Source organism: Mycobacterium sp. NGS39, from assembly GCF_059812765.1.
Genome location: NZ_JCALDH010000011.1, coordinates 33,487 through 58,351, shown reverse-complemented (window position 1 = coordinate 58,351; position 24,865 = coordinate 33,487). Strand labels below are relative to the sequence as shown.

The following is a 24,865-nucleotide window of genomic DNA, read 5'->3' as shown; positions in this document are numbered from 1 at the left end:
TCAGCGCTTGCCGCCAAAGGCTGCATACGAGGAGGCCGATCCGAATGTCCGACAGCGGACTGCGTGTGCTTGTTCTGGGCGGTACGGGCCTCATCGGCTACCACGCCGTACGCCGACTCTGCGAACGCGGCCACACGGTCTCGGTGCTTGCCCTCGACATGCCAGCCGAGGGGCTGCTGCCCGATGGTGTCGAGGTCAAGTTGGCTGACCTCGACGCCTGCAGCGATGAGGAACTGCGTCCGGCGTTCGCCGGCTGCGACGCGGTCGTGTTCGCACTCGGCAAGGACGACCGCGTGGTGCCGCCGCGGCCGGCGTACGAATTCTTCCGCCAAGCCAACGTGGAGCCGACGGTGCGAGTCGTGCGGCTGGCCAAAGAGGGCGGTGCTGACCGAGCGTTGGTGTGCAGTTCCTACTTCGCGTATTTCGACAGAATCTGGCCGGATCTGGAACTGGCTCGGCACCACCCCTACATCCGGGTGCGCCGCGAGCAAGAGGAAGCCGCGTTCGCGGCCGCGGGTGACGATATGGCGTTGACGGCGCTCGAAATTCCCTACTTGTTCGGGACGATTCCCGGCCGCGAGCCACTATGGGGGCCACTGGTCAAATACGCTCGCTCGCCCCTGCCGTTGCTCAGCGCGAACGGCGGCACCAATGCGGTCGCAATCAAGCATGTTGCCGACGCGATCGTCGGAGCTCTCGAGCGTCGCTTCCACGGACCCGCGCTCGTCGGCGACGAGAACCTGTCCTGGAGCCAACTACTGGAGCGCATCGCGACGGTGCTCGGCCGACCGCGCCGAGCCCGCGCGATACCGGATCCGCTCGTCCGCAGCGGGCTCTTCCCGCTGCACATGTGGCACACGCTGCAACGCCGCGAGGGCGGACTGCACCTACCCGACTTCGCCATGGCCCTGACGCGCGGCTTCTATTTCGATCCGGCGCCGTATAGAAGCGCTCTCGGCTACGGCGCCGGCGGCCTGGACGAGGCGATCGCCGAAACCGTCGGAAAGCTCTGAGCGCAAGCTTTAGTAGGTTGTCGCCCATGACTCAAACAGTGCGCGGCGTGATTTCGCGGAAGAAGGGCGAACCGGTCGAAGTCGTCGACGTCGTGGTGCCCGACCCCGGCCCCGGCGAGGTGGTCGTCGACGTCGCGGCGTGCGGGGTGTGCCACACCGACCTGACCTACCGTGAAGGCGGCATCAACGACGAATTCCCGTTCCTGCTCGGCCATGAAGCCGCCGGCACCGTCGAGGCCGTCGGCGAGGGAGTCACGCACGTCACGCCCGGCGACTTCGTGATCCTGAACTGGCGCGCCGTGTGCGGCCAGTGCCGGGCCTGCAAGCGCGGTCGCCCCCACCTGTGCTTCACCACCCACAACGCCGCACAGAAGATGACGCTCACCGACGGCACGGAGCTGACGCCGGCGTTGGGCATCGGCGCGTTCATCGACAAGACGCTGGTGCACGAGGGTCAGTGCACCAAGGTCGACCCGGCCGCCGATCCTGCCGTGGCGGGGCTGCTCGGCTGCGGCGTAATGGCGGGGCTGGGTGCAGCCATCAACACCGGCAATGTCAACCGCGACGACACCGTTGCGGTGATCGGCTGCGGCGGCGTTGGCGACGCGGCGATCGCCGGTGCCCGGCTGGTCGGTGCGCGCAAGATCATCGCCGTGGACACCGATGATCGAAAGCTCCAGTGGGCCAAGGAGTTCGGCGCCACCGACACCATCAACGCGCGCAGCACCGACGTCGTCGAAGCCATTCAGGAGCTCACCGACGGCTTCGGCACCGACGTGGTGATCGACGCGGTGGGCCGTCCGGAAACCTGGAAACAGGCGTTCTACGCACGTGACCTCGCCGGTACCGTGGTGCTGGTCGGCGTGCCGACACCCGACATGCGCATCGACATGCCGCTGCTGGACTTCTTCTCTCGGGGCGGGTCGCTGAAGTCGTCGTGGTACGGCGACTGCCTGCCCGAGCGCGACTTCCCAACGCTCACAAGCCTTTATCTGCAGGGCCGACTACCGCTGGACAAGTTCGTCACCGAACGCATCGGCATCGACGACGTCGAGGCGGCATTCGAGAAGATGCACCACGGTGAGGTGCTGCGCTCGGTGGTGATTCTGTGAGCAACATCGACCGCGTGGTCACCCACGGCACCTTCGAACTCGACGGCGACAGTTGGGAAGTCGACAACAACATCTGGCTCGTCGGCGACGGCGACGACGTCGTTGTGATCGACGCCGCCCACGATGCGGCTCCGATCATCGACGCGGTCGGCGGCCGCAACGTGGTGGCGGTGCTGTGCACCCACGGCCACAACGACCACGTGACCGTCGCACCTGCGCTCGGCGAAGCGCTCGACGCGCCGGTGCTCATGCATCCCGCCGACGAGGTGCTGTGGCGAATGACCCATCCGGACAAGCCTTTTCGCTCGCTCGAGGACGGCACCGTCCTGACCGTCGGCGGCACCGAGTTGCGAGCGATTCATACTCCTGGCCACTCTCCCGGCTCGACGTGCCTGCACGCACCCGAATTGAGTGCGGTGTTCAGCGGCGACACGCTGTTCCAGGGCGGTCCGGGCGCGACGGGCCGCTCCTACTCCGACTTCCCGACGATCCTCGCGTCGATCTCGGAGAAGCTGGGCAAGCTGCCCGGCGACACCGTCGTCTACACCGGGCACGGCGACACCACGACGATCGGTGGAGAGCTGGTGCATTACGACGAATGGGTGGCCCGGGGACACTGATGACAGGCGGCCGCCTCGTCCGCCCGGCGCCATTGGAGGCGGGCGGCATGTTCCGAGGCAGCTCGCGGGTACAGCCGGTATTGCTGCCCGCGGTCGAACTGCTGCAACGGGCGGCCCGAGACGTCGAGCTGCCGCAAACGCCGAACACGATCGTGATCGCGGACTACGGCGCCAGCGCAGGACACAATTCGTTGCTGCCGATCGGGGCGGCGATCTCGATCCTGCGCACCCGCGCCGAGCCGGGCCGCGCGATCGTCGTCTTCCACGCCGACCTTGCCGAAAACGACTACACGGGACTGTTCGAGACGCTGGCCTCCGATCCGCAGACCTATCTGCGTGACGACCCGGCGACGTTCGCATCGGCGATCGGCCGTTCGGTGTACGAGCAGGTGGCGCCCACCAGCACGGTGACGCTGGGCTGGAGCTCGTGGGCCGTGCACTGGCTCAGTCGCGTGCCGGCCGGGATTCCCGACCACATCCACGTCGAGTTGAGTCGCGACGCGCAGGCTAGGACGGCCTACGCGCGACAAGCCGCCGACGACTGGATCGCCTTTTTGACCGCCCGAAGCCGTGAGCTCGTTCCCGGCGGGCGCGTGGTGGTGCTCACCATGGCGGCCGACGACGGCGACGCCGGCTATCAGCCGCTGCTCGAAGCACTCGAGGCTGAGCTGACCGACATGGCCGCCGAAGGTGTGGTCAGCAGCGACGAGGTGCGGCAAATGGCCATCCCGTCGGTCGGCCGCAGTGAGGCGGAGCTGACCGCGCCGTTCGCGCCGAAGAACCGCTTCGCCGGGCTCACCGTCGAACACCTCGACGTGTTCGACGCCGAGGACCAGTACTGGACCAAGTTCGAAAAAGACCACAGCGCAAGCTCTTTCGCGACGAACTGGACGACGTTCGTCAAGGCCTCGGTGTTTCCGACATTGCTGACCGCCCTCGACGACAGCTCGCGCGCCGGCCAAGTCACCGAGCGGCTGGAGGCCGGTCTGCGCGAGCGCATCGCCAGCGATCCGAGGCGGGTTCGGATTCCGCTGGCCAAGATGTCGCTGTTGAAGAGCAGCTGGCCCCGCTGACCAGCGCTACCGCGGGACGGTGACTGTGTCTGGCAGGCCCGGAATCGGCGGAAGTTTGAACGTGATCGGCGGCAGCGGGTTCGTCGGCGGCGGGGCCTGGGGACTCGGCTCGGACGCCGGTGCAGGTTCAGCTTCAGCGGGTGCCTGGGCAGGGGGCGGCTCAGACACCGCCGGCGGCGGGCCTGCGTTCGGCGCGGCGACTGGAGCCTGGTACTGGGTGGCCGGCGCCTGATACTGCGTGACTGGGGCCTGATTTTGGGTCGCCGGCGCAGGAACCGCGTACACCGTGCGCGGCGGCGGGTCCTGCGACTGCGGCGCCGGGGCAGCGCCTTGTGGGGCGGCCGCTGCCGCACTCGGCGCGGCGGTGCTCGACGGAGCAAGCGGCGACGTGCTCGACGCGGGCGCGGTATCGCGGCCGAATGCCACGAACGCGCTGGCGCCGAGCAGCAGCAACACCGATGCGGCGACGCCCAGCACCGTGGAGCGACGCCGGTACCACGGCGCCTTGGTTGGCGTCGATGCGTCGGCGGTCGCGTCGAACAGCAGCTGCGGGCGCGCGCTGGACATACCGGTCGCCGCCGCGACCGGCTCGGGATCCGGCTCCACCGGGTGCACGATCGGCGGAATGTCGTGCGCCTCCGACCACGCGAGGGCACGGAATGTGCTGGATTGCGCGTCGGCGTCGGCGAACACGGCCGGGGCAGCCGCCGAAACAACAGCGGGGGCGACCGCCGTCGCCCGGTCGTCAGCCGGCCCCCACGAGGCACGCAGCGCGGCACCGGTGGCCGCGGCGAGCTCGGGGCGAGGCATCGTGACGACAGGGACCCGGAACCGCTCCGACAGCATGGCGGTGACGAGTGGGATGCGCGCGCCGCCGCCGACCGACGCGACGGCAGCCAGATCGCTCTGGTGCACCCCGACCTGGTCGAGCATCTGGGCCACTACGACGAGAAGTTCGGCAAGCGGCGCCCGGATCTGTTCCTCGAGTTCGGCGCGCGTCAGCCGCACATCTCCGGAGAAGCCCGGCAGTTGCACGGTCATCGCCGTCACCGTGCTGGCTGACAGCCGCTCCTTGGCGCCTCGGCATTGTGCTCGCAACCGATGCAACGGCCCCAGCGCCGAGGTGCCGCCGGCGTCGACGGTCGCGGCTGCCGACAGGTCGGCAACCACATGGGTCAGCAGCGCCTGGTCGATCAGCTCTCCGGAGAAGTCGGTGTGCCGAAGCGTGAGACCCAACGGCGTGTAGCCGTGCGCCGCGTCGATCAGCGTGACGCTGGTGCCCGTGCCGCCGAAGTCGCACAGCGCGATCACTCCGTGGCTTGGAAGGCCGCGAACGGACTGCAACGCGCTGACCTCCGCGGCGGCATCAGAGACCACCTCGACCGGCCGGTCGTTGCGCCGCCACGGCGGCGTGCGGGCCAGTGCACTGCGCAATGCGTCGACCGCCGCCTCGCGCCAGTGCGCCGGGTACGCCACTGTGACCGAGCTGCTCGGGCGGCCATCGGTCACCGCGTACAGCATCGCGCGAAGCGCGTCGGCGACCAAAACCTCGCCCCGGTGCATTGAGCCGTCCGAAGCCACCATGCCGACGGGGTCACCGACCCGGTCGACGAACCCGCTTACCACCAGGCCGGGCGCCGGAAGGTGCGGATTCTCACCGGGCACGCCGATTTCAGGCGCGCGACCGCGGCAGAGCGTGAGTACCGACTGTCGCGTCATCGCTGCGCGCGCCTGCTGTACGCCAGCAAATTGCGTCGCGCCGACCGACAGCCCTACCGCGTCTGTCATGTGCTCCTAGCCCGAACGAAACGAGTGCCTCTGCTAGATGACATCGCCGGCACCGGCCGATCAGTTACTCAGCGAATCGTCCCCGCCCCCGGGATCAAAGGCAAATCGAGCGTGGTGACCCACCCGGGCGGCAGCTCGTTGACGGCCGGCACGGCGTTCAGAGCACGCATGCCAGTGGCCAGACATCCGGCGGCGGCGGCGTCTCGGCCCGACCCGTCGGTGAAGCGAAAAGCCGTCTCTTGGAAGATGCTTGGAGTTCCCTCGATGTCGACGCGGTAGACGTCGTCCTGCGTGCCCGACGGCCATTCGGGAGCGGCGTCGTGGCCGATCCGATTGACGTGCTCGAGCTGGATGCGGGTTTCGCCGCGGTAGATGCCGTTGATCGTGAAGCGCACCGCAGCAACGTTTCCGGGTTTGATCACGCCCTTGGCGGTGGTGCGTTCGGTGGGCGTCACCCACTTCTCCCACGTGGTGGTGATCTCGTCGAGCATGATGCCCGCGGCGTGGGCGATCATCGGCACCGTTGCCCCCCAGGCGAACACGAGAACGTCGCGATGCTCGAGCATCGGCCTGAACTCCGGCGGCTTGCCGATGCCCATCTCGTTCTCGTAATCGCCCTCGTAGTTGGTGTAGTCCAGCAGTTCGGAGGCGCGTACCCGGCGCACTTCGCTGCACAGGCCCATCAACGTCATCGGGAACAGGTCGTTGGCGAAGCCGGGTGATCGATCCCGGTGGGGAAACACGACGACTCGCCGAGTTCGCACGCCTCGGTGATCGGCAGGATCCACTCCGGCGGATTCAGGTGCATCGTCGGCCACACCCACGGCGTCATCGCAGTGGAGCACACGTCGATGCCGGCGCGGAGGAACCGAGACATCAGCCGGATGTTGTCGTCGGCGTGCGCGGCGGTCGGCCCGTAATGCACCAGCGCGTCAGGGCGAAGCTCGATCAGCGCGTCGACGTCGTCGGTGGCCGTGATGCCGATCGGATCGGCCAGTCCACAGATCTCGCCGACGTCGCGGCCCACCTTGGCCGAGTTGCTCACCCCGACGCCGACGAGCTCGAACAACGGGTGCCTGACGATCTCCGGGATCACCATCTTGCCGACGAAGCCGGTGCCCCACACCACGATCCGCTTAATCACCGCCTCACCCTAGGCGCCGGGGCTACTGTGCGTTATGGGCATCGCAACAAAGGTGAACGGTGTCGCCCCACCAGAGGTGCCGTTGTCGGAGATAGACCTCGGAACGTGGGATTTCTGGGGCCAGGACGACGACTTTCGCGACGGCGCGTTCGCCACTCTGCGCCGCGAGAAGCCGATCTCGTTCTGGGAGGTAGCGCAGGACAACGAGCACGCGACCGGCTACGACGTCGGTGCCGGCCACTGGGCGCTGGCGTTGTACGACGACGTCCACTACGCCAGCCGCCACCCGCAGATCTTCAGCTCGGTGCCGTCGATCACGATCGGCGACAACATCCCCGAGCTGGCGGAGTACTTCGGGTCGATGATCGTCATGGACGACCCGCGACACCAGCGTCTGCGCAACATCGTCAGCCGGGCGTTCACGCCCCGGGTGGTGGCCCGCATGGAGGATTCAGTGCGCGACCGCGCGCGCGGACTCGTCGACGCCATGATCGCCAAGCACCCCGACGGAAAGGGTGAGGCGGTCGCCGAGCTGGCGGGTCCGCTGCCGCTGCAGGTGATCTGCGACATGATGGGCATCCCCGACCAGGACGAGAACACCGTCTTTCACTGGACCAACGTGATCCTGGGGTTCGGCGACCCGGACATCGCCGGCGACCTCGAGGAATTCATCAAGGCGTCGATGGATTTCGGCGCGTACGCCACCGCGCTCGCCGAGGATCGGCGGGCCCATCCGGGTGAGGACCTGACCACCAGCCTGGTGCAGGCGGAGGTCGACGGGGAGAAGCTGACCTCCAGCGAGGTCGCGTCGTTCTTTCTGCTGCTGGCGATCGCCGGCAACGAGACCACCCGCAACGCGATCAGCCACGGCCTGCTGGCGCTGACCCGCTACCCGGAGGAGCGCGACAGGTGGTGGGCCGACTTCGACGGGCTTCGGCACTCGGCTGTCGAGGAGATCGTCCGGTGGTCATCACCGGTGGTGTACATGCGCCGCACGCTCAAAAGCGACGTCGAGATGCGCGGAGTCCAGATGGCCGCCGGCGACAAGGTGTCGATGTGGTACTGCTCGGCCAACCGCGACGAAACCAAGTTCGCGAACCCCTGGCTGTTCGACGTCAGCAGGGACCCGAATCCGCACGTCGGGTTCGGCGGTGGCGGCGCGCACTTCTGTCTGGGCGCGAACCTGGCCCGGCGCGAGATCACGGTCGCGTTCGACGAAGTCCACCGCCGCATTCCCGACCTGGTCGCCACCGAGGAGCCCGCCCGACTGCTGTCAGCGTTCATCCACGGGATCAAGCAACTTCCGGTCGCCTGGACGCCGCCCGACTCTGCGATCTGACCCAGGCGATCAGCCGGGAATCGGCATCCCCGGCTGCGGCCCCACCGGGGTGGGCGTCACGGTGGTCACGCCGTTCGAGCCGACATGCGGCGGTCCCGGTACGCCCGGCGCCTGGTTCGCGCCTGGCGGCGGTTGTGCGGCCTTGGTGCAGTTCAGCATCAGCGCCACCCGCGAGTTCACCATGAACTTCTGGCTTTCCACAATGCACTGGGCCTGCGGCACATCGCTGCCGACCGAGCCCTGGAACACGGGCTTATAGCCCATGGACTTCAGGATCTTGACGGCCTGCGCGTACGTCTGCCCGGAGACGTCGGCCGCGCCGTTGTTGTCGCTGCTGGCCTCGCCGGCCGCAAGCACACCGATGGACGCCAGCGCGACGGAGCCCGCGGCTACGGCAAACAGTCTTTTCACGTGACCTCCGTCTGTGGCTGCCGGTGCGAAGATAGCGCAGAAGCACCGGGCGAAACATCGACAGGCCGTCCGTTGCCCAATCGATGCGACATCACGACCGGGTTGTCGTGCTCCGCCCTGCGACCGTTACCTGTCGGCCGGCCGACCTAGACTAAGCCGGTGCTCATCGGTTCGCACGTCAGCCCGGATGACCCGCTGGCCGCCGCGGCCGCCGAAGGCGCTGAGGCAGTGCAGATTTTCTTGGGCAATCCACAGAGCTGGAAGGCGCCCAAGCCGCGCGCCGATGCGGCCCGGCTGCGAGAGTCGCCGTTGCCCGTCTACGTGCATGCGCCCTATCTGATCAACGTGGCCTCGCCCAACAACCGGGTGCGGATCCCGTCGCGCAAGATCCTGCAGCAGACTTGCGATGCGGCCGCCGAGATCGACGCCGCCGCGGTGATCGTGCACGGCGGCCACGTGACCGCCGAGGACGACGACCTGCAGGCCGGCTTCGAGCGGTGGCGCAAGGCGCTGCAGCAGCTCGAGACCACGGTGCCGGTTTACCTCGAGAACACCGCGGGCGGTGACCACGCGATAGCCCGCCAGTTCGACACGATCGCGCGGCTGTGGGACTGCATCGGCGACCAGAACATCGGCTTCTGCCTGGACACCTGCCATGCCTGGGCAGCGGGCGAGGAACTGGTCGACGCGGTCGAGCGGATCAAGGCGATCACCGGCCGCATCGACCTGGTGCACTGCAACGACTCCAAGGACCCGCAAGGTTCCGGACGCGACCGGCACGCCAACCTCGGCACGGGCGAGATCGACGTCGAGCTGCTGGTCGCGGTGGTCACAGCAGCCGACGCGCCCGTCATCTGCGAAACCGCCGATCAGGGCCGCAAGGACGACATCGCGCTGCTGCGCGACAAGACCCGCGGCTAGGCGGCTACCAGAGGTTCTCGATCTGATTCAGCGGATCGAGAATGATCGGAATCGGAAGCGGTTCCTTGTACGCCAACGTGAACGGCTTCTTCGTCATCCCCGGCTTGAGCCCGCATTGATCCGGGGTGAGAACGGTCAGCGTGCCGGCCAGAGTCGCCTGGTCCCAGGCATAGCTGTATTGCGCTTTCGTCCAGGTGCCGTCCGGGCACTGCACCCCACGGTCCTTCGTGACAAGCCACGTCCACAAGCCGTTTACCTTGCGCGCGTCGCCGCCGTATCCCGGATAGTCGCTGTCCGGCCCGTAGCTGGGCGAGACGATGCTGGACACGTGGAGCACACACCCGGCCTGCACGCAGGTCGCATAGATGGTCCACGTCTCGTCGGGCGCGCCGTCCTGGTGGTAGGTGTAGATGCCGTACATCGGCTCGTCGACCGGTCGCGCTGAGGCGGCCCCGGCCACACCGACGGCGGCGACGACGGCGACGACTGCGGTGACGGCAGCGATCAGCACTCGAGTCATGCGCACGACGCTAGTATCACAGCGTTTGCCACGCCGAACGCCGGTATTCACAGATTGACCGGATCGTCGTCTGGGCGCCGACGGGTGCTGTCCCTGATCGAGGCCTTGAATTGCATTGCGCGGTAAGGCCATCCGGATGCGGTATGCCATTGAGACACCACCAGCCCGAAGCCGCCCACCACGTCGAACCGCGACCCCGGCAGCACGTAACCGCCGTAGAGTTGCGCGACCTTGTTGTCGCCGTGGTCCTCGTCGGCCGACGCCGTGCCGACAATCGGGCGCTGAATCGGCGTGGTGTGCAGGTTGGCCGTCGGTGAGCCGATCACGCGGTAGCCCAGCGAGTAGCCCGACGACAGGAACCCGCCGAGGACCCACCTGCCGTCGTCGATCCGCCGGAATGTCAGCTCTCCCCATGTCTCGCCGGCGGGCGTGATCGGCGTCGGGTCGCTACCCCACCCCCATCGACCGCCGGCGAAACCCCAGCTCTCGCACTCGGACCGGTCGCCGATGTCCTCAGGCCGCACGCGGCGCAGAATGATGCCCTTGTCACGCTGGAACCCGGTCGACACGACGTACACCCATTGGGCCATCGGGTCGTAGTCCCACGACCAGCACTGGGCATACCCGCCATGCAAGTCGCCCGCGAACTTTGCGTCCTCCCCCATGTGGGTCCACGAGACGCCACTGTCGTCGGAGCGCCAGATCTCCGTCCACATCACGGTGCCGAAGCCGTGATTGACGATCGCATGCAGGTACAGCGAGTCCTCGACGCGCAACAGGTCCGACGGGATCACGGTGCTGATCCCGCCGCGCAGCCAGCCGCTGCCGGGATCGTTGTGAACATACGGCCACAGCTGGTGGGCGTAGTCGGGGTCGGCGCCGCCCGCACGCTCGTAGACGATTCCGGTGTTCGCGTCGCCGCTGCCGATCAGCACCACCGGTGAGCGCCAATCGCCTTCGCCGACGCGCCGGCCCGAGAACGTGTCGCCGAAGACCGACACCAGCTTTCCGTTGGGCGCGACGACGGACGCGCCCAGGTCGGTGCATGTGACACCCCACCGTTCGGTGATACCGGGGCCGGTCACATCGGCCAGCTTGCCCGTCAGCATGGGAACAAAGATGCCATGGCTTATACCGTGAAGCGATGAGTCGACGCGCGCTGGCCACGTTCATGCTCGCCGCGCTGTGGCTCACCGCGTGCTCGGCGGGTCATCGGGTGGAGCTTGGTGAACAGGCGTCGGCGAATCTCGTGGCCGCCATTGCCGGTGAACCCGACCAACTCGACCCGCAGAAGACCAGCGCCTACTTCTCATTCGAAGTGCTCGAAAACGTCTTCGACACGCTCGTCGAACCGGACGAAAACCTGGAGATGCGCCCGGCGCTCGCCGCATCGTGGGAGGTCAGTCCCGACCAGCTGGCGTGGACGTTCCACTTGCGCAAAGGAGTGATGTTTCACGACGGCACCGCGCTGACCGCCGACGACGTCGTGTACTCGTTCAACCGCATCACCGGCGAAAAGCTATCCAACGCATACAAATTCAGTGCTGTCACCAGCGTGACGGCACCCGACCCGGCCACCGTGCGGATCGGTGTCAAACAGCCCACACCCAATCTGCTGACCAACATCGGCGGCTTCAAGGGCATGGCGATCGTCTCCCGTAACAACGTCGAAAGTGGCCAGATCGCAACTCATCCCGTCGGCACCGGGCCGTTCGTGTTCGTCGGCGCCAAAAGCGGCGACTCGATCACATTGAAAGCCAACCCGCACTACTGGGGCGGCGCTCCGGCGGTGTCGGGAGTGACATTCCGCTTCATCTCCGAACCCTCCACCGCATTGTCGGCGCTGCAGGCCGGCGAAATCGACTGGACCGATTCGATTCCCACGCAGCGGGTCGACGAGTTGCGTGCCGACGAATCGATCCGCCTCGGCGTCATGCCCAGCACCGATTACTGGTATTTGGCGCTCAACGAGACCCGCGCGCCGTGGAACGACGTGCGGGTGCGCCAGGCGATCGCCTACGCGATCGACCGCGATGCGATCGTCCAAGCCACCAGTTACGGCACCGCAACGGCCAACCAGCTGGCGATCCCCAAGACCAGCCCGTGGTACACCCCGTACCACCGCTACAGCCGCGACATCGGCAAGGCCGAAACCCTGCTTGGCGCAACGTCTTTGGCCGGGCGCCGCCTCGACATGCTGGTCACGACCGAATACCCGGAGACCGTCACCGCCGCGCAGATCGTCGCCGACAACCTGGAACCGCTCGGCGTCGACGTGAAGATCCGCACCGTCGACTTCGCGACCTGGCTCGACGAGCAGAACCATGGCAATTTCGACATGTTGATGATGGGCTGGCTCGGCAACATCGATCCCGACGACTTCTACTACGCGCAACATCACAGCAGCGGAAAGAGCAACGCCCAGAAGTTCTCCAACGCGGAGGTGGACCGGCTGCTCGACGAGGGCCGCATCGAGGTCAATCGGGATGTGCGCAAGGAAATCTACGCCCGTGCGGCGACCATCATCGCCGATGAGGTCAGCTACATCTACCTGTACAACCCGTCGGTTATCCAGGCGTGGAGCCCGCGGCTTTCCGGCTATCACAGCCGACCGGACGGGGCCATCCGCTTCCGCACCGCGAGGCTGACCTGATGCTGAAGTTCTTTGCGCGCAGGCTCGCGCACGCGCTGGTGGTGCTCCTGGGTGTGCTGGTGGTGGTGTTCGCGCTGGTGCATCTGGTCCCCGGTGATCCGGTACGCATCGCGCTGGGCACCCGCTACTCACCGGAGGCTTACGACGCGCTGCGCTCGGCCAGCGGCTTGGACCGCCCACTGGTCGAACAGTTCTTCTCGTACGTCGGCTCGGCGCTCACCGGCGATCTCGGTGTCAGCTTCCGCAACGGTGAGCCGGTGACGATCACGCTGCTGGACCGCCTTCCCGCCACGATCTCGCTTGCGGTCGTCGGCATCGCGATCGCGCTCGTCGTGGCGCTTCCGGCAGGGACCTGGGCGGCTTTGCACCGAGGCCGGTTGTCGGACGCGGTCGTTCGGGTGTGCAGCCAGTTCGGTGTGTCGATACCGGATTTCTGGATGGGCATCCTATTGATCGGAGTGTTCGCGGCCACGCTGGGCTGGCTGCCGACGTCGGGGTACGTGCCGTTGACCACCAACCCTGCGGCCTGGCTGCGCCACGTGATCCTGCCCGGCGTCACGGTCGGCGTCGTCGCCGCCGCGATCATGACGCGCTACGTGCGTTCGGCGGTGCTGGAGGTGGCGTCGATGGGCTATGTGCGCACCGCCAGGTCGAAGGGTCTGCCGCCGCGGGTGGTGACGTTGCGTCACGTCCTGCGCAACGCGCTGGTTCCGGTATTGACGATCACCGGGATTCAGCTCGCGACGATCCTCGGCGGGGTGATCGTGGTCGAGGTGGTGTTCGCGTGGCCGGGCCTCGGCCGACTGGTGTATCAAGCCGTGGCGGCCCGCGACTATCCGGTGATCCAGGGTGCGGTTCTGCTGATCGCGGTGATGTTTCTGCCCATCAACCTGGTGGTCGACGCGCTGTATGCCGTCGTGGATCCAAGGATCCGGCTGTCATGACGCGGGTGAGCGCGATCGTGCTGGCCGGGATTGCCGTGGCAGCTGTCTTCGCACGGTGGATCGCGCCGTACGGCGTCAACGACGTCGACGTGGCGAGCGCGCTGCAGCCACCCAGCGGCGCGCACTGGCTGGGCACCGACGAGCTGGGCCGCGACATCGCCTCCCGCGTGCTGGTGGCATCGCAGGCGTCGCTGCAAATCGCCTTGGCCGCAGTCGCTTTCGCGTTCGTCGTCGGCGTCACCGTCGGGGTGGTGTCCGGATATGCGGGCGGCTGGACCGACACTGTGCTGATGCGCGTCGTCGACGTGATGTTCGCGTTCCCGGTGATGCTGCTTGCCCTCGCGATCGTCGCAGTGCTGGCACCGGGCACCACGACAACGATCCTGGCCATCGGTATCGTCTACACCCCGATCTTCGCCCGGGTGGCGCGCGCGAGCACGCTGTCGGTGCGCGTGGAGCCGTTCGTGGCGGTGTCCCGCGCCATAGGCACCGGGCGGCTCTACATTCTCGGGCGGCACGTCGTGCCGAACATCGCCGGGCCGCTGATCGTGCAGACGTCGCTGTCGCTGGCGTTCGCGATCCTGTCCGAGGCGGCGCTGTCCTTCCTCGGGTTGGGCATTCAGCCACCCCAACCGTCCTGGGGCCGTATGCTTTTCGACGCGCAGGGTTTCATCCACCGGGCGTGGTGGATGAGTGTTTTTCCCGGCTTGGCGATCTTCGTCACCGTGCTGGCGTTGAACCTGTTCGGCGACGGACTGCGCGACGCGCTCGACCCCCGGCAGCAGGCACGTCAATGCTGAGCGTGCGTGATCTTGGCGTGCGCATCGGCCGCCGCGACATCGTGCGCGGCATCTCCTTCGACGTCGCGCGCGAACAGACCCTGGGGATCGTCGGCGAATCGGGCTCGGGCAAGTCGATGACCGTGCTGGCCGCGACCGGACTGCTCGACGCCCCGGGGGCGGTCGTTGACGGCTCCAGTGTGCTGCAGGGCGATGAGGATTCGCCGGTCGAGCTAATCGGCGCATCGGCGCGGGTTCTGCGCAGTGTCCACGGCGGCCGGATCGGCTTCGTGTTCCAAGATCCCGGCACGTCGCTCAACCCGCTGTTGACGTTGGAGCGTCAGGTCACCGAATCCCTTGAGGCGCACCGTGATATGACGCGACGGCAGGCACGGAGGCGAGCGTTGGAGTTGCTGGAGGCGGTGGGGCTGCCCGACCCCGCGGCGCGGTTGTCGAGCTATCCGCATCAGCTTTCCGGTGGCCAGCGGCAGCGGGTGATGATCGCGATCGCGTTGGCGTGCGATCCGGAGCTGCTGATCGCCGACGAGCCGACCACGTCGCTGGATGTGACGACGCAGGCTCAAATCATCGAGCTGGTGCGAAACCTGCAGCGCGACTTCGGCACGGCGGTGGTGTGGATCAGTCACGACTTCGGTGTGATCGGACAGGTCGCCGACCATGTCACTGTGCTGCGCCACGGCGAGGCGGTGGAACAGGCAGCCGTCCTCGACGTGTTCGACCATCCGGCGCACGCGTACACCCGAGAGTTGTTGGAAGCGCGGCCTGTCATCGAGGCCGAGGGTCCGCCGGCGCCGTCCGACGACGTGCCAGTCCTGCTGCGGGTGCAGGGGCTGACGGCGCTCGAGCGTGGCGTGAAGGACGTCTCGTTCGAGATTCGGCAAGGGACCACTCTTGCGCTTGTGGGCGAGTCAGGATCCGGCAAATCGAGCGTGGCGGAGGCGCTGACCGGGCTGCTCGCTCCGGACGCCGGTACCGCGATGCTGCGCGAGGTGAACGTGTTCGGAAACCGCGACAAGTCGCTGCGCCGGCAGATCGGCTTGGTGTTGCAGGATCCATACTCGTCGCTCGATCCGCGTATGCGGGTCGAGTCCTCGATCGCCGAGCCGCTGGTGGTGCACCGGCTGGCCGGCGGGCGGCGGGATCGGCATAGGCGGGTGGCTGAATTGCTGGAGATGGTCGGGCTGCCAAGCGAATTCGCGAGCCGTTATCCGCACCAGCTGTCCGGCGGCCAGCGTCAACGGGTCAGTATCGCGCGGGCGCTGGCCGCCGAACCGGAGTTGCTGATCCTCGACGAGTCGACGGCATCGCTGGACGTCTCGGTGCAGGCGCGGGTGCTCGAGCTCCTGCTGGGGTTGCAACGCGATCTCGCCCTGACGTACCTGCTGATCGCGCATGATCTGGCGGTGGTGCGGCAGATGAGCCATCAGATCGCGGTGATGCGCACGGGCGAAATCGTCGAATACCGCTGGGCAGCCGACTTTTTCGCTGAACCCCAGCACGACTACACCCGCACGCTTCTGGCGGCGGTACCGCCCGCACGACCGCGGTGCGCGTCGTGACGTGGTGGCGTCGCACGGCGGAGCGGACGCTGACCGAAGAGGTCGCGGCACCGCCTGCCAGGGTCCGCGACTTCTACGTCGACCTGCACAACATCCCGCTGGTGCATCCGCTGGTGGTCTATGTGCGCAGCATCGCCCGCATCGAGACCCCGAACGGGTATCTGCAGACTTACCGAGTCTCGGACCGGATTCCGCTGGGGCCGTTGACTTTGCGAACCCGATACACCGCACGCGTGCAGGTGCCCACGGCAGGCGACGTGACAGCCACGGCGCGCCAATTCCCGTCGGTGCGGCTGCGCAGCGTCATCTCATTCGCTGAGACTACCTCTGGCACAAGGATTTCCGAGCACCTGCACATCGAAGCGCCATGGATCTTGGCCGCGCTGACCGTCCGCGAGGCGGTGCGGGCGCATGCCGCGATGCTGGCGAACATCCGCCGGCACTTCGCCACCAGCGGCTGAACCCTCCTAAAGCGGCAGTGCCTGCATCGGCATGTCGACAGTCCCGCGGCAGGCGCCCTCGGAAATGTCGGCGTGCCACGCCCCGGTCAGCGACCCGTCGGGCTGCGGCGTGTAGGTCACGCGAGAGCTCGCCGGATTCCATTCGATGGTGCCGTCCGGCAGCGGGCAATCCCACCGGAACGTGGTGTTGGACGTCCACGCAGAGCCGTCCCAGGTGAACTGCACCGGCTGCGGCACGGTCGGATTCCGCGGGGCCGGACCGTCGACGATCGTCGCGACGCATTTGCCCGACGAGCACGACGACGAAAACGTGTAGGTGTCGATGTGCATGGACTCGGACTGATTAGCCGCGATGCTGGTGCCGCTCTTCTGTGCGGTGAAGAACGTCACCTCGTACTTGCCGTTCCACGACGGATCGGCCGCCGCCAGCGGGGCCAGGCACACCGCGAGGCCCAGTGACGCGGCGGCTGCCGCGACGAAACCGCGGACGTGGTGGCGTGTCATGTCGCCGACGCAATCACCAGTGCGCGTCGTAGTTCCACACCGACTGGTCGTCCGGCGGGTAGTTGTGGCAGATGTCGGTGGTGTGGGCGGCGACACCCTTGTTGTTGAAGAACAGCTTCGCGTGGTTGGGCCATGCGGCGGTCAGCGGATCGGCGAAGTGGGTGACCAGTTCCTCGGAATACGCCCGGCGCCCGGCGTAGTCCATCGAGTAGAACCAGTGCATCTTGTCCTGGGTCGCTTGCTGCTGACCCGGGTGGTTGTTGTAGTCGATCATGTAGCGCTCGTAGTAGACGGGTTCGACGTCGCGGGCGGCTGCCATGATCTGTTCGGCGGTGCAGGTGGTTTTCAGCATGCGGTTCGGAATCGGATAGTCGTCCGTCGCATCGGCCGAGGCGACTGGCGGCACCGCCATCGCTGCGGCACCGAGAACGGCGATCGCCATGCTCGCTTTACGAAACATCTTGACTCCCTTGGTTTTACGCCTCGGCGGAGAATGACGACCCAGGCTGCTGGCTGGTGTCGAGGGGCGGCGGCGGTTGTGTCACGCCGCCCAGGATGGGCAACTGCTCCGGGCAGTAGGTGCGCACTGCGGCGCCGAGGAACTGCCATGCCTGTTCGGTCGTGCTGCCCCGCTGCAACTGCCGGAAGATGAATTGCGCCGACGCGTAGGCGTCCGGGTCCAGATGGTTGTACAGCCGCTTGCAGGCGATCTTGCCGATCCAGGCGTTGTAGTCCTTTTGGCCGTAGATGCCGTACGTGTGAAGCTCTTCGGCGAAGTCGGTGTCCGGGTCGGCGTGCGCCGGCGCGGACAGCAGCAACGCCGCGGCTAGTGCGGTGACTGCGGTCGCCCCCCTGGCTGATTTCATGGGCGCATCGTATCCCCTCCCGATAGCAGGTGTGCAAGAACGGGTGCTCGCGCGGCCGGCGAAGTCCCAGTTAGAGCCTCGATGCGACCGATTCAGTTAAATGGACTAATCTGTCAGAATTCGTGGCAACTGGTGGGAAGGGAAGGCGGGGGTACGGATGACGCAGACACGCAACGACACCTGGTCCCCTGCCGGCCGGGACGGCGCCGCGCAGGGGGTCGCGGACGGTCCTTCGCATTCGGCCGCGCCGGCACCTGCCCATGGTCCCCGCACGACCACGCCCCGCCGGAAAGCGGGCGTGTTGGGAGCGCTCAAGCGCGCGTGGATCCTCGTCGTGATCCTGCTTGTGGTCGCTCTCGCGGCGTTCGGCGTCGACCGGCTTCGCCAAGTGTTCGGCAAGACCGAACTCACCAGGCCTGGAGCCGGACTCGCCAACGACCCTGCACCGTTCAATCCCAAAACCGTCAAATACGAGATCTTCGGAGAGCCCGGCGCCGTGGCGACCATCAACTACCTCGACCTCAACGCGCAGCCACAGGAAGTCAAGGACGTGCCGCTGCCTTGGTCCATCACCCTGACCACCACCGCTCCCGCCGCCAGCGCCAACATCGTCGCGCAAGGCAACGGCGACATGATCGGATGCCGCATCACCGTCAACGGTGAGGTCAAGGACGAGAAGACCAACGACGGGCTGAACGCTCAGACGTTTTGCTTGGTGAAGTCCGCATGACGAACACCCACGTGGGGGCACACCCGATGATCCCCCGGTTCATTCGGCTGTTTTCGGTGCCGATCCTGCTCGGGTGGATCGCGGTGGTGGTCCTGGTCAACCTCATCGCCCCGCAGCTGGAAAAGGTCGGCGAAGCCCACGCCGTGTCGTTGGCTCCCAAAGACGCCCCGTCGATGCAGGCGATGCAGCGGGTGGGCAAGGACTTTCAGGAGTTCGACTCCAACAGCTCGGTGATGATCGTCCTCGAGGGCGACAAGCCCCTGGGCGATGACGCCCACCGCTACTACGACGGACTTATCGACAAGCTCGAAGCCGACAAGAAGCACGTCGAGCACGTCCAGGACTTCTGGGGCGACCCGCTGACGGCCGCCGGCTCGCAGAGCGCCGACAACAAAGCCGCCTACGTGCAGCTGTATCTGGCCGGCAACCAGGGCGAGAGCCTGGCGAACGAGTCCGTTCAGGCGGTGCGCCAGATCGTTCAAAGCGCTACCCCGCCGCCCGGGGTGAAGGCTTACGTCACCGGACCCGCGGCGCTGACCAACGATCAGCACCACGCCGGTGACAAGAGCCTCAAGCTGATCACCGGCATCACGATCTTGGTGATCTTCGTGATGCTGTTGTTCGTCTACCGTTCCGTGGTCACGGTGCTGCTGGTGCTCGCGATGATGTTCATCGAGCTGGCGGCGGCGCGCGGTGTGATCGCAACACTGGGCTATTACAACTTGATCGGCTTGTCGACCTTCGCGGTCAACCTGCTGACCACGCTGGCCATCGCCGCGGGCACTGACTACGCGATCTTTTTGGTCGGCCGATATCACGAGGCCCGCCAGAACGGCGAAGACCGCGAAACCGCGTTCTACACCATGTATCACGGCACCGCGCACGTCATCCTCGGCTCTGGGTTGACGATTGCGGGCGCAACGTTCTGCCTTCACTTCACCCGTCTGCCGTACTTCCAGACACTGGGTATTCCGCTCGCGCTGGGCATGCTGGTCGCAGTGTTCGCGGCATTGACGATGGCGCCGGCGTTGCTGACGGTCGCGAGCCACTTCGGCCTGGCCGATCCGAAGAGGAGATTGAACACCCGCGGCTGGCGGCGGGTCGGTACCGCCGTAGTGCGTTGGCCCGGCCCGATTTTCGTCGCATCGATGGTTCTTGCGCTGGTCGGCCTCGCCGCGCTGCCGGGCTACGTGCCCAGCTACAACGACCGAGAGTTCCTGCCCAAGGACATCCCGGCCAACGAGGGGTACCAAGCCGCCGACCGGCATTTCCCGCAAGCGCGGATGAATCCTGAGCTGCTGCTGGTGGAAACCAACCACGACGTGCGCAATCCGGCCGACATGCTGGTGATCGACCGAATTGCCAAGAACATCTTCCACATTCCCGGTATCGGCCGCGTGCAGAGCATCACCCGGCCGCTTGGCACCCCGATCGAGCACACGTCGATCCCGTTCTTGATCAGCATGAACGGCACCACCCAGACGATGAATCAGACGTATCTGAAAGACCGCATGGCCGACATGCTGGTGCAAGCCGACGAGATGGGCAAAACCATCGACAACATGCAGCACATGTATGAGTTGATGAAGCAGCTGAACGCGATCACGCACAGCATGGTCGGAAAGACCGACAAAACCGTCGAAGACACCAACGAATTGCGCGACCACATCGCCGATTTCGACGACTTCTTCCGGCCGATCCGCAACTACTTCTACTGGGAACCGCACTGCTACGACATCCCCATCTGCTGGGCGCTGCGGTCGGTGTTCGACACGCTTGACGGCATCGATCTGCTCAGTGACGACATCGCTTCTCTGACAGTCGATCTGCACAAGCTCGACGCGTTGATGCCGCAGCTGCTGACGCTGATGCCGCCGATGATCTCGACCATGCAGACCATGCGCAACATGATGCTGACGATGTATCAGACGCAGAACGGCCTGCAGAACCAGATGGACGCGGCGCAACAGAACGCAACCGCCATGGGCCAGGCCTTCGATGCGGCCAAGAACGACGACTCGTTCTACCTGCCGCCGGAGGTGTTCGACAACCCCGATTTCAAGCGCGGCCTGAAGATGTTCGTCTCGCCCGACGGAAAAGCCGTGCGGTTCATCATCTCTCACGAAGGTGATCCCGCGTCCGTCGAGGGCATCAAGCACATCGACCTGATCAAGAACGCCGCGTTCGAGGCCATCAAGGGCACCCCGTTGGAGGGTTCGAAGATCTACCTCGGCGGTACCGCGTCGACGTACAAGGACATGCAGCACGGCGCGAACTTCGACCTGTTGATCGCCGGCATAGCGTCGATCTGCCTGATCTTCATCATCATGCTGATACTGACGCGAAGCGTGGTCGCCGCCGCGGTGATCGTGGGGACAGTGCTGCTGTCCCTGGGCACGTCGTTCGGGCTTTCGGTGCTGATCTGGCAGTACATTCTGGGTTTGCACCTGCACTGGATGATCATCGCGATGTCCGTGATCATCCTGCTGGCGGTGGGGTCGGACTACAACCTGCTGTTGGTGTCACGGTTCAAGGAAGAGATCCACGCCGGGATCAGGACCGGGATCATCCGCTCGATGGCCGGCACCGGTGCCGTCGTGACGTCAGCCGGTCTGGTGTTCGCGTTCACGATGATGTCGATGATGGTCAGCGACCTACGTGTGGTCGGCCAGGTCGGCTCGACGATCGGTCTGGGTCTGCTGTTCGACACGTTGATCATCCGGTCGTTCATGACGCCGTCGATCGCCACGCTGCTCGGACGATGGTTCTGGTGGCCGCAGCGGGTGCGGGAACGCCCGGTGCCGCGTCCGTGGCCGTCGCCGAAGACGCGTGAGCTTGAAACCGCGCAACCCGGCTGACCGGTAGCAATCTCGGAGGCGTGCTCACTGCGCCTTCACGATCAGACGGGTTTCGCGGTTTCTTGCTCACCTCTAGTGCGTACACGAAAAGGCCTGCGCAGGCGGGACACTTGACCAGGCTAACGCTTCCCATCTACCGTTAGTTAGCGTTACCCCGCTGGTACGTGGAGGCCGGAATGACCGTCGATGAGCTCGACCAGTTGCTGGCGGAGCGGTTCAATCTGCGCCGCGAAGATCTGTTGGCTGCGTTGAAGACGCTACCGGCTATCAAGCCCGGCGCGGCGCAGCTGCCCGAGGATGAGGCGCGGCTGCTGGACGAGGCGGGGTTCGTTGAGGATCCGGCGGCATTCGTGGACGCGGCAGCCGACATCGTGGCCCACACCGCGATGCTGATCAACACCGCTTACACCGGCCCGGAGGTCGCCGAGCTGCTGGGCATCAATGAGTCCCGCGTGCGGCAGCGGCGGCTGGCTCGCAGACTCTGGGCCATCGAGAACAACGGCGCCTGGGTGTACCCCACCATCCAATTCGAGTTCGATCCGCAGACAGGCAAGCCGGCCAAGCAGATCCGCGGCATCGACCGGGTGTTTGAGGCCATGCCGGCCGGGCTGCACCCGACTGCCATCGCTGAATTCCTTCACGCGCCACAGACTGATCTTCAGGTCGACGGGCGGCCGTTGTCGGTACTTGAGTGGCTGCGAAGCGGTGGGCGGGTCGGCCCGGTGCTGCAGCTGATCGAGGTTGCCGACTGGGCCAGCACGTGAGCGATGCGCCCAAGCTGCCCAACCCTCCCCCAACTAATGAGCTTCGCACGATTGGCATTCGCGACGACGAAGTCTGCACGATCGGGCCGACTGAAATCTGGTGGCGCGTGCACCGTACCGAGGGTGCACACGTGCTGGCGTGGAACGAGTTCCGCCACTACGGGCCGGTGCTGAGATTCGATCCACATCCGCCACCGCCGGCCGAACACCGCGACGTAGCCGTGTGGTACGCGGCGTCGACACCCGGGTCCGCGCTGGCGGAAGCATTTCAAGTGGACCGCACCATCGACCGCAGACGCGGCCGGCCGTACCTGACGGGCCTCTCGTTCACCCGGGCGCTTTCGGTGCTGGACCTGGCCGCCGATAGCCGCGGCGCCTGGGCTACCCGCGCTGGCGGCACGTTCGCGATATCAACTGCGCCCCATTCGATTACGCAGCGTTGGGCGCGCGCAATCGTCAACGCGTTTCCCGATCTGGAGGGTGTGCGCTATAACAGCCGCTTCGCAGGGGAACCGTGTGTGGCGCTGTTCATACCGGCGCGTGAGGCGATGCCCGTGCAGCCGGTTGTGTCGTTGCCTTTGACCCATCCCGCCCTCGGTAGCCGGCTGGCCGGCGCGGCTCACCGTATTGGCTACCGAGTTATCTGACTGGACAGGTCCCGCTCGTCACGCCGTCATGGCGGTGGTTACCAGACGCGGATCCAGTCGATGAGCATGTCCGCCGGATAGTTGCCCAGGTTGGGATCGCCACCGCCCGGACCGCCGACCGCGACGTTGAAGATCGGAAACATCGTGTAGCCGGGCTGGTTGAACGGCCAGCGCCCCTTGATGGGAACCGCTGGGACCGTGAGATAGGGCCGTGCCCCCTCGACGTAGTCACGCCAGAACCGGAAGCCCTTCTCGTCCCACTGGCAGCGCCAGGTGTGCCAGTCGCCATCGACCAGTTCCGGGATGTCGCGACCGGCCCATGTCTTGCCGTCCGACGCGGCGTGCACCGTGCTTCCGGGAGCCCAGCGGTTGTTGCCGTACCACTCGACGATGTCGACTTCACCGTCGGGCAGCGGATCCTCGTTGAGCAACCAGAACGCGGGCCAGCAGCCAGGCGTCAGGCAGTTGAATTTGATCCGCGCTTCCCAGGTGTGGCCGATGCCGAGCCGCGCCAAGCCTTGGATCTTGCCGCTGAAGTACTCGTCCCCCTCACGCGAGGCGCGGATGACGAGGTTGGAGTTCCCGTCGAGGAACACGTTGCGGTCGCGGTAGTGCCCTTCGATCGGCGGCGTGACCGGCGTGTCCCAGTTGACCACCAGCCACTTCGACAGGTCCGGTCCAGACCCGGCCGGGCCGTCGAAATCGTCCTGGAAGACGTAGCTCCCAGCAGTGGCATCGGCCGGCGGCGCAGCGGGCGGGGACACCCGATCGGCTGGTGAAGCGCCAGCCAAGGGCATCTGCGTAGGAACCGCGGCCGCAAGCACACCGAGCCCCGTCATCAACATCATGGTGCGACGATCCATCTCAGGCACAGCTAGACAATAAAGGTCGCCAGAACCGCAACGGCACACCGGGCAACGTTGCGGCGTTTCCTAGCTCGCGCGCCAAGTCAGGTAGTGCACTACGCATGCCCGCGGCCGGACTCGACGCGACGATCCACTCAGGCACGGCAAACATTCGAACCAGGAGTGGACCGCAGGTGTGTGACAAACAACGTGTTTCCGCTGTCGAAGCCCGCTTCGCCTGGGTGTCGCGGGCCCGCTGTCGTTCCGTCGATCCGGAGCAGCTGTTCGTTCGAGGGGCAGCCCAGCATGAGGCGGCTGTCATCTGCCGGGACTGCCCCGTCAAGGTCGAGTGCGCCGCCGACGCACTCGACAACCAGATGGAATTCGGTGTCTGGGGTGGCATGACCGAACGTCAGCGTCGCGCGCTGCTCAAACGACACCCTGAAGTGAGCTCTTGGGCGGAGTTCTTCGACAGCTACCGAAAGCAGCGCAACGCCGGCAAGCCGGCATGACATTTAGCCTTGGTTCCGACTAGCGACGGCCACTGTCGGGCCGAAACGTCGAGTGAGGAATTCGACGGTCATGGCGGGATCGGCATGCTGCGCGAGCGCGCGCAGCGCTGACGGGCTGTAGGCGCGCAGCGAGCTGATGAACCCGTCGTGCACCAGCGGGACCAGCCGAGTCAGCGGCAGCGTCACCCCCAATACCAACAGGTGCAGCGGCGCCGGCGGCCTGCGCAGATCGACGATGATCAGTTTCTTCGCTGCGCGGGTCCCTTCGGCGAACACGCGGGCGGCCATGTCCGGCGGCAAGTGATGCAAGGACAAGGCGAACACCGCCAGGTCGTAGTAGCCGTCCGGGGCGTCGATCGCGGTGGCGTCCATCTGCCGGACCGTGGCCCGCGGATGACTGCCCAGATCGCTGGCGGAAACGGCGGCGACGAAAGACGGGTCGATGTCGGTGATCGTCACCTCGGCGGTCGGGTGATTCTCGAGCAGCCTGCGCGACAAGCCGCCGAGGCCGGCGCCCAGCTCCAGGATTCTCGGGGACGGCACGTCGGCTACCTGATCGAGCACCACTCGGGCCAGCCTGCGATGCACGCCGAACTTGCGCTGTCCGGACCGGTCGAGCGAGCGGACGACTTTCTGCTTGAGGTCGTCGACATCGTCGCGGTCGAGATATTCCAGCCGGTCGGTTCTCAACCGCCGATCCAGCCACGAGGCGTTTGGGCCTCCCCTGGGCATGTCCGCAATGTCTCGGGTGGTCCCAGCCATGAAGACATCATGGTTGACG

25 protein-coding genes and 1 pseudogene are annotated in these 24,865 nt (G+C 66.2%); 16 read left to right on the top strand and 10 right to left on the bottom strand.

All coding sequences use genetic code 11. The annotated features are described in order from the left end of the window. Window positions 1-44 precede the first annotated feature (44 nt). Genes AC5Y39_RS16205 through AC5Y39_RS16190 form a run of 4 tightly spaced genes read left to right on the top strand, consistent with a single transcriptional unit; the run spans window position 45 to window position 3,818 of the window. Window positions 45-1,013: an NAD-dependent epimerase/dehydratase family protein gene (locus tag AC5Y39_RS16205; protein WP_500019595.1), complete on the top strand. Its 969-nt coding sequence runs from the start codon at window positions 45-47 to the stop codon at window positions 1,011-1,013. Between the two features lie 26 nt (window positions 1,014-1,039). Next, window positions 1,040-2,125, top strand: coding sequence for an S-(hydroxymethyl)mycothiol dehydrogenase (locus AC5Y39_RS16200; RefSeq protein ID WP_500019593.1), 1,086 nt, complete (start codon window positions 1,040-1,042; stop codon window positions 2,123-2,125). Then, on the top strand, window positions 2,122-2,745 hold the full coding sequence (locus tag AC5Y39_RS16195; protein ID WP_500019591.1) for an MBL fold metallo-hydrolase: 624 nt from the start codon (window positions 2,122-2,124) through the stop codon (window positions 2,743-2,745). Before AC5Y39_RS16200 ends, AC5Y39_RS16195 begins: the two co-directional genes overlap by 4 nt. A 47-nt stretch (window positions 2,746-2,792) precedes the next feature. Then, window positions 2,793-3,818 carry a class I SAM-dependent methyltransferase gene (locus AC5Y39_RS16190; protein WP_500019589.1) on the top strand — a complete coding sequence of 342 codons (1,026 nt, stop codon included), beginning with the start codon at window positions 2,793-2,795 and terminating at the stop codon, window positions 3,816-3,818. Window positions 3,819-3,824: 6 nt separating this feature from the next. Here AC5Y39_RS16190 and AC5Y39_RS16185 read toward each other — a convergent pair whose 3' ends face one another. Continuing rightward, window positions 3,825-5,606, bottom strand: a complete 1,782-nt coding sequence (locus AC5Y39_RS16185) for an Hsp70 family protein (RefSeq protein WP_500019587.1) — start codon at window positions 5,604-5,606, stop codon at window positions 3,825-3,827. A gap of 68 nt (window positions 5,607-5,674) precedes the next feature. Further along, window positions 5,675-6,705: pseudogene (locus AC5Y39_RS16180) on the bottom strand (NAD(P)H-dependent amine dehydrogenase family protein). Window positions 6,706-6,784: 79 nt separating this feature from the next. Here AC5Y39_RS16180 and AC5Y39_RS16175 point away from each other — a divergent pair. Beyond that, complete coding sequence (locus AC5Y39_RS16175; RefSeq protein WP_500019584.1) at window positions 6,785-8,089, top strand: cytochrome P450; 1,305 nt, start codon at window positions 6,785-6,787, stop codon at window positions 8,087-8,089. A 9-nt stretch (window positions 8,090-8,098) separates the two neighbouring features. On the opposite strand, the gene AC5Y39_RS16170 is transcribed toward AC5Y39_RS16175, so the two are convergent. Further along, window positions 8,099-8,500, bottom strand: a complete 402-nt coding sequence (locus AC5Y39_RS16170) for a hypothetical protein (protein WP_500019582.1) — start codon at window positions 8,498-8,500, stop codon at window positions 8,099-8,101. Between the two features lie 159 nt (window positions 8,501-8,659). On the opposite strand from AC5Y39_RS16170, the gene AC5Y39_RS16165 reads away from it, so the two are divergent. Beyond that, window positions 8,660-9,421 carry a deoxyribonuclease IV gene (locus AC5Y39_RS16165; protein ID WP_500019580.1) on the top strand — a complete coding sequence of 254 codons (762 nt, stop codon included), beginning with the start codon at window positions 8,660-8,662 and terminating at the stop codon, window positions 9,419-9,421. A 4-nt stretch (window positions 9,422-9,425) separates the two neighbouring features. On the opposite strand, the gene AC5Y39_RS16160 is transcribed toward AC5Y39_RS16165, so the two are convergent. Together AC5Y39_RS16160 and AC5Y39_RS16155 are read right to left on the bottom strand one after the other, a co-directional pair. After that, window positions 9,426-9,941, bottom strand: a complete 516-nt coding sequence (locus AC5Y39_RS16160) for a hypothetical protein (protein ID WP_500019578.1) — start codon at window positions 9,939-9,941, stop codon at window positions 9,426-9,428. A 47-nt stretch (window positions 9,942-9,988) separates the two neighbouring features. Next, complete coding sequence (locus AC5Y39_RS16155) at window positions 9,989-11,050, bottom strand: glycoside hydrolase family 183 protein (RefSeq protein WP_500019576.1); 1,062 nt, start codon at window positions 11,048-11,050, stop codon at window positions 9,989-9,991. A 35-nt stretch (window positions 11,051-11,085) separates the two neighbouring features. Here AC5Y39_RS16155 and AC5Y39_RS16150 point away from each other — a divergent pair, with 35 nt between their 5' ends. Genes AC5Y39_RS16150 through AC5Y39_RS16130 form a run of 5 tightly spaced genes read left to right on the top strand, consistent with a single transcriptional unit; the run spans window position 11,086 to window position 16,358 of the window. Next, window positions 11,086-12,594 carry an ABC transporter substrate-binding protein gene (locus AC5Y39_RS16150; protein WP_500019574.1) on the top strand — a complete coding sequence of 503 codons (1,509 nt, stop codon included), beginning with the start codon at window positions 11,086-11,088 and terminating at the stop codon, window positions 12,592-12,594. Further along, the gene (locus AC5Y39_RS16145; protein ID WP_500019572.1) at window positions 12,594-13,538 is read left to right on the top strand and encodes an ABC transporter permease; all 945 of its coding nucleotides are present in this window, start codon (window positions 12,594-12,596) and stop codon (window positions 13,536-13,538) included. Before AC5Y39_RS16150 ends, AC5Y39_RS16145 begins: the two co-directional genes overlap by 1 nt. After that, the gene (locus AC5Y39_RS16140; RefSeq protein ID WP_500019570.1) at window positions 13,535-14,338 is read left to right on the top strand and encodes an ABC transporter permease; all 804 of its coding nucleotides are present in this window, start codon (window positions 13,535-13,537) and stop codon (window positions 14,336-14,338) included. Before AC5Y39_RS16145 ends, AC5Y39_RS16140 begins: the two co-directional genes overlap by 4 nt. After that, complete coding sequence (locus tag AC5Y39_RS16135) at window positions 14,332-15,897, top strand: dipeptide ABC transporter ATP-binding protein (protein ID WP_500019568.1); 1,566 nt, start codon at window positions 14,332-14,334, stop codon at window positions 15,895-15,897. The genes AC5Y39_RS16140 and AC5Y39_RS16135 overlap by 7 nt, the downstream gene beginning before the upstream one ends. Then, window positions 15,894-16,358, top strand: a complete 465-nt coding sequence (locus AC5Y39_RS16130) for an SRPBCC family protein (RefSeq protein ID WP_500019566.1) — start codon at window positions 15,894-15,896, stop codon at window positions 16,356-16,358. The genes AC5Y39_RS16135 and AC5Y39_RS16130 overlap by 4 nt, the downstream gene beginning before the upstream one ends. 6 nt (window positions 16,359-16,364) lie before the next feature. On the opposite strand, the gene AC5Y39_RS16125 is transcribed toward AC5Y39_RS16130, so the two are convergent. Genes AC5Y39_RS16125 through AC5Y39_RS16115 form a run of 3 tightly spaced genes read right to left on the bottom strand, consistent with a single transcriptional unit; the run spans window position 16,365 to window position 17,728 of the window. Continuing rightward, entirely contained in the window at window positions 16,365-16,862 is a 498-nt protein-coding gene (locus tag AC5Y39_RS16125; protein WP_500019564.1) for an Rv2253 family sensor-like surface protein, read from the bottom strand. Between the two features lie 13 nt (window positions 16,863-16,875). Beyond that, window positions 16,876-17,322, bottom strand: coding sequence for a DUF5078 domain-containing protein (locus AC5Y39_RS16120; protein ID WP_500019562.1), 447 nt, complete (start codon window positions 17,320-17,322; stop codon window positions 16,876-16,878). Between the two features lie 16 nt (window positions 17,323-17,338). Further along, window positions 17,339-17,728: a DUF732 domain-containing protein gene (locus tag AC5Y39_RS16115; RefSeq protein ID WP_500019559.1), complete on the bottom strand. Its 390-nt coding sequence runs from the start codon at window positions 17,726-17,728 to the stop codon at window positions 17,339-17,341. Between the two features lie 298 nt (window positions 17,729-18,026). Here AC5Y39_RS16115 and AC5Y39_RS16110 point away from each other — a divergent pair, with 298 nt between their 5' ends. The 4 genes from AC5Y39_RS16110 to AC5Y39_RS16095 all read left to right on the top strand — a co-directional run bounded on the left by AC5Y39_RS16110 (window position 18,027) and on the right by AC5Y39_RS16095 (window position 22,727). Further along, window positions 18,027-18,458, top strand: coding sequence for an MmpS family transport accessory protein (locus AC5Y39_RS16110; RefSeq protein WP_500019811.1), 432 nt, complete (start codon window positions 18,027-18,029; stop codon window positions 18,456-18,458). Then, window positions 18,455-21,316 (top strand): MMPL/RND family transporter, encoded by a 2,862-nt coding sequence (locus tag AC5Y39_RS16105; RefSeq protein WP_500019557.1) that lies wholly within the window; start codon window positions 18,455-18,457, stop codon window positions 21,314-21,316. Before AC5Y39_RS16110 ends, AC5Y39_RS16105 begins: the two co-directional genes overlap by 4 nt. Window positions 21,317-21,492: 176 nt before the next feature. Next, window positions 21,493-22,080 (top strand): DNA-binding protein, encoded by a 588-nt coding sequence (locus tag AC5Y39_RS16100; protein WP_500019555.1) that lies wholly within the window; start codon window positions 21,493-21,495, stop codon window positions 22,078-22,080. Beyond that, on the top strand, window positions 22,065-22,727 hold the full coding sequence (locus AC5Y39_RS16095) for an RES family NAD+ phosphorylase (protein ID WP_500019809.1): 663 nt from the start codon (window positions 22,065-22,067) through the stop codon (window positions 22,725-22,727). The genes AC5Y39_RS16100 and AC5Y39_RS16095 overlap by 16 nt, the downstream gene beginning before the upstream one ends. 38 nt (window positions 22,728-22,765) lie before the next feature. Here the strand turns inward: AC5Y39_RS16095 and AC5Y39_RS16090 are convergent, their stop codons facing one another. Beyond that, entirely contained in the window at window positions 22,766-23,599 is an 834-nt protein-coding gene (locus AC5Y39_RS16090) for a glycoside hydrolase family 16 protein (protein WP_500019553.1), read from the bottom strand. A 95-nt stretch (window positions 23,600-23,694) separates the two neighbouring features. On the opposite strand from AC5Y39_RS16090, the gene AC5Y39_RS16085 reads away from it, so the two are divergent. Further along, window positions 23,695-24,084, top strand: a complete 390-nt coding sequence (locus AC5Y39_RS16085; RefSeq protein ID WP_500048264.1) for a WhiB family transcriptional regulator — start codon at window positions 23,695-23,697, stop codon at window positions 24,082-24,084. 3 nt (window positions 24,085-24,087) lie between these two features. Here AC5Y39_RS16085 and AC5Y39_RS16080 read toward each other — a convergent pair whose 3' ends face one another. Further along, complete coding sequence (locus tag AC5Y39_RS16080) at window positions 24,088-24,846, bottom strand: class I SAM-dependent methyltransferase (protein WP_500019549.1); 759 nt, start codon at window positions 24,844-24,846, stop codon at window positions 24,088-24,090. Window positions 24,847-24,865 lie beyond the last annotated feature (19 nt).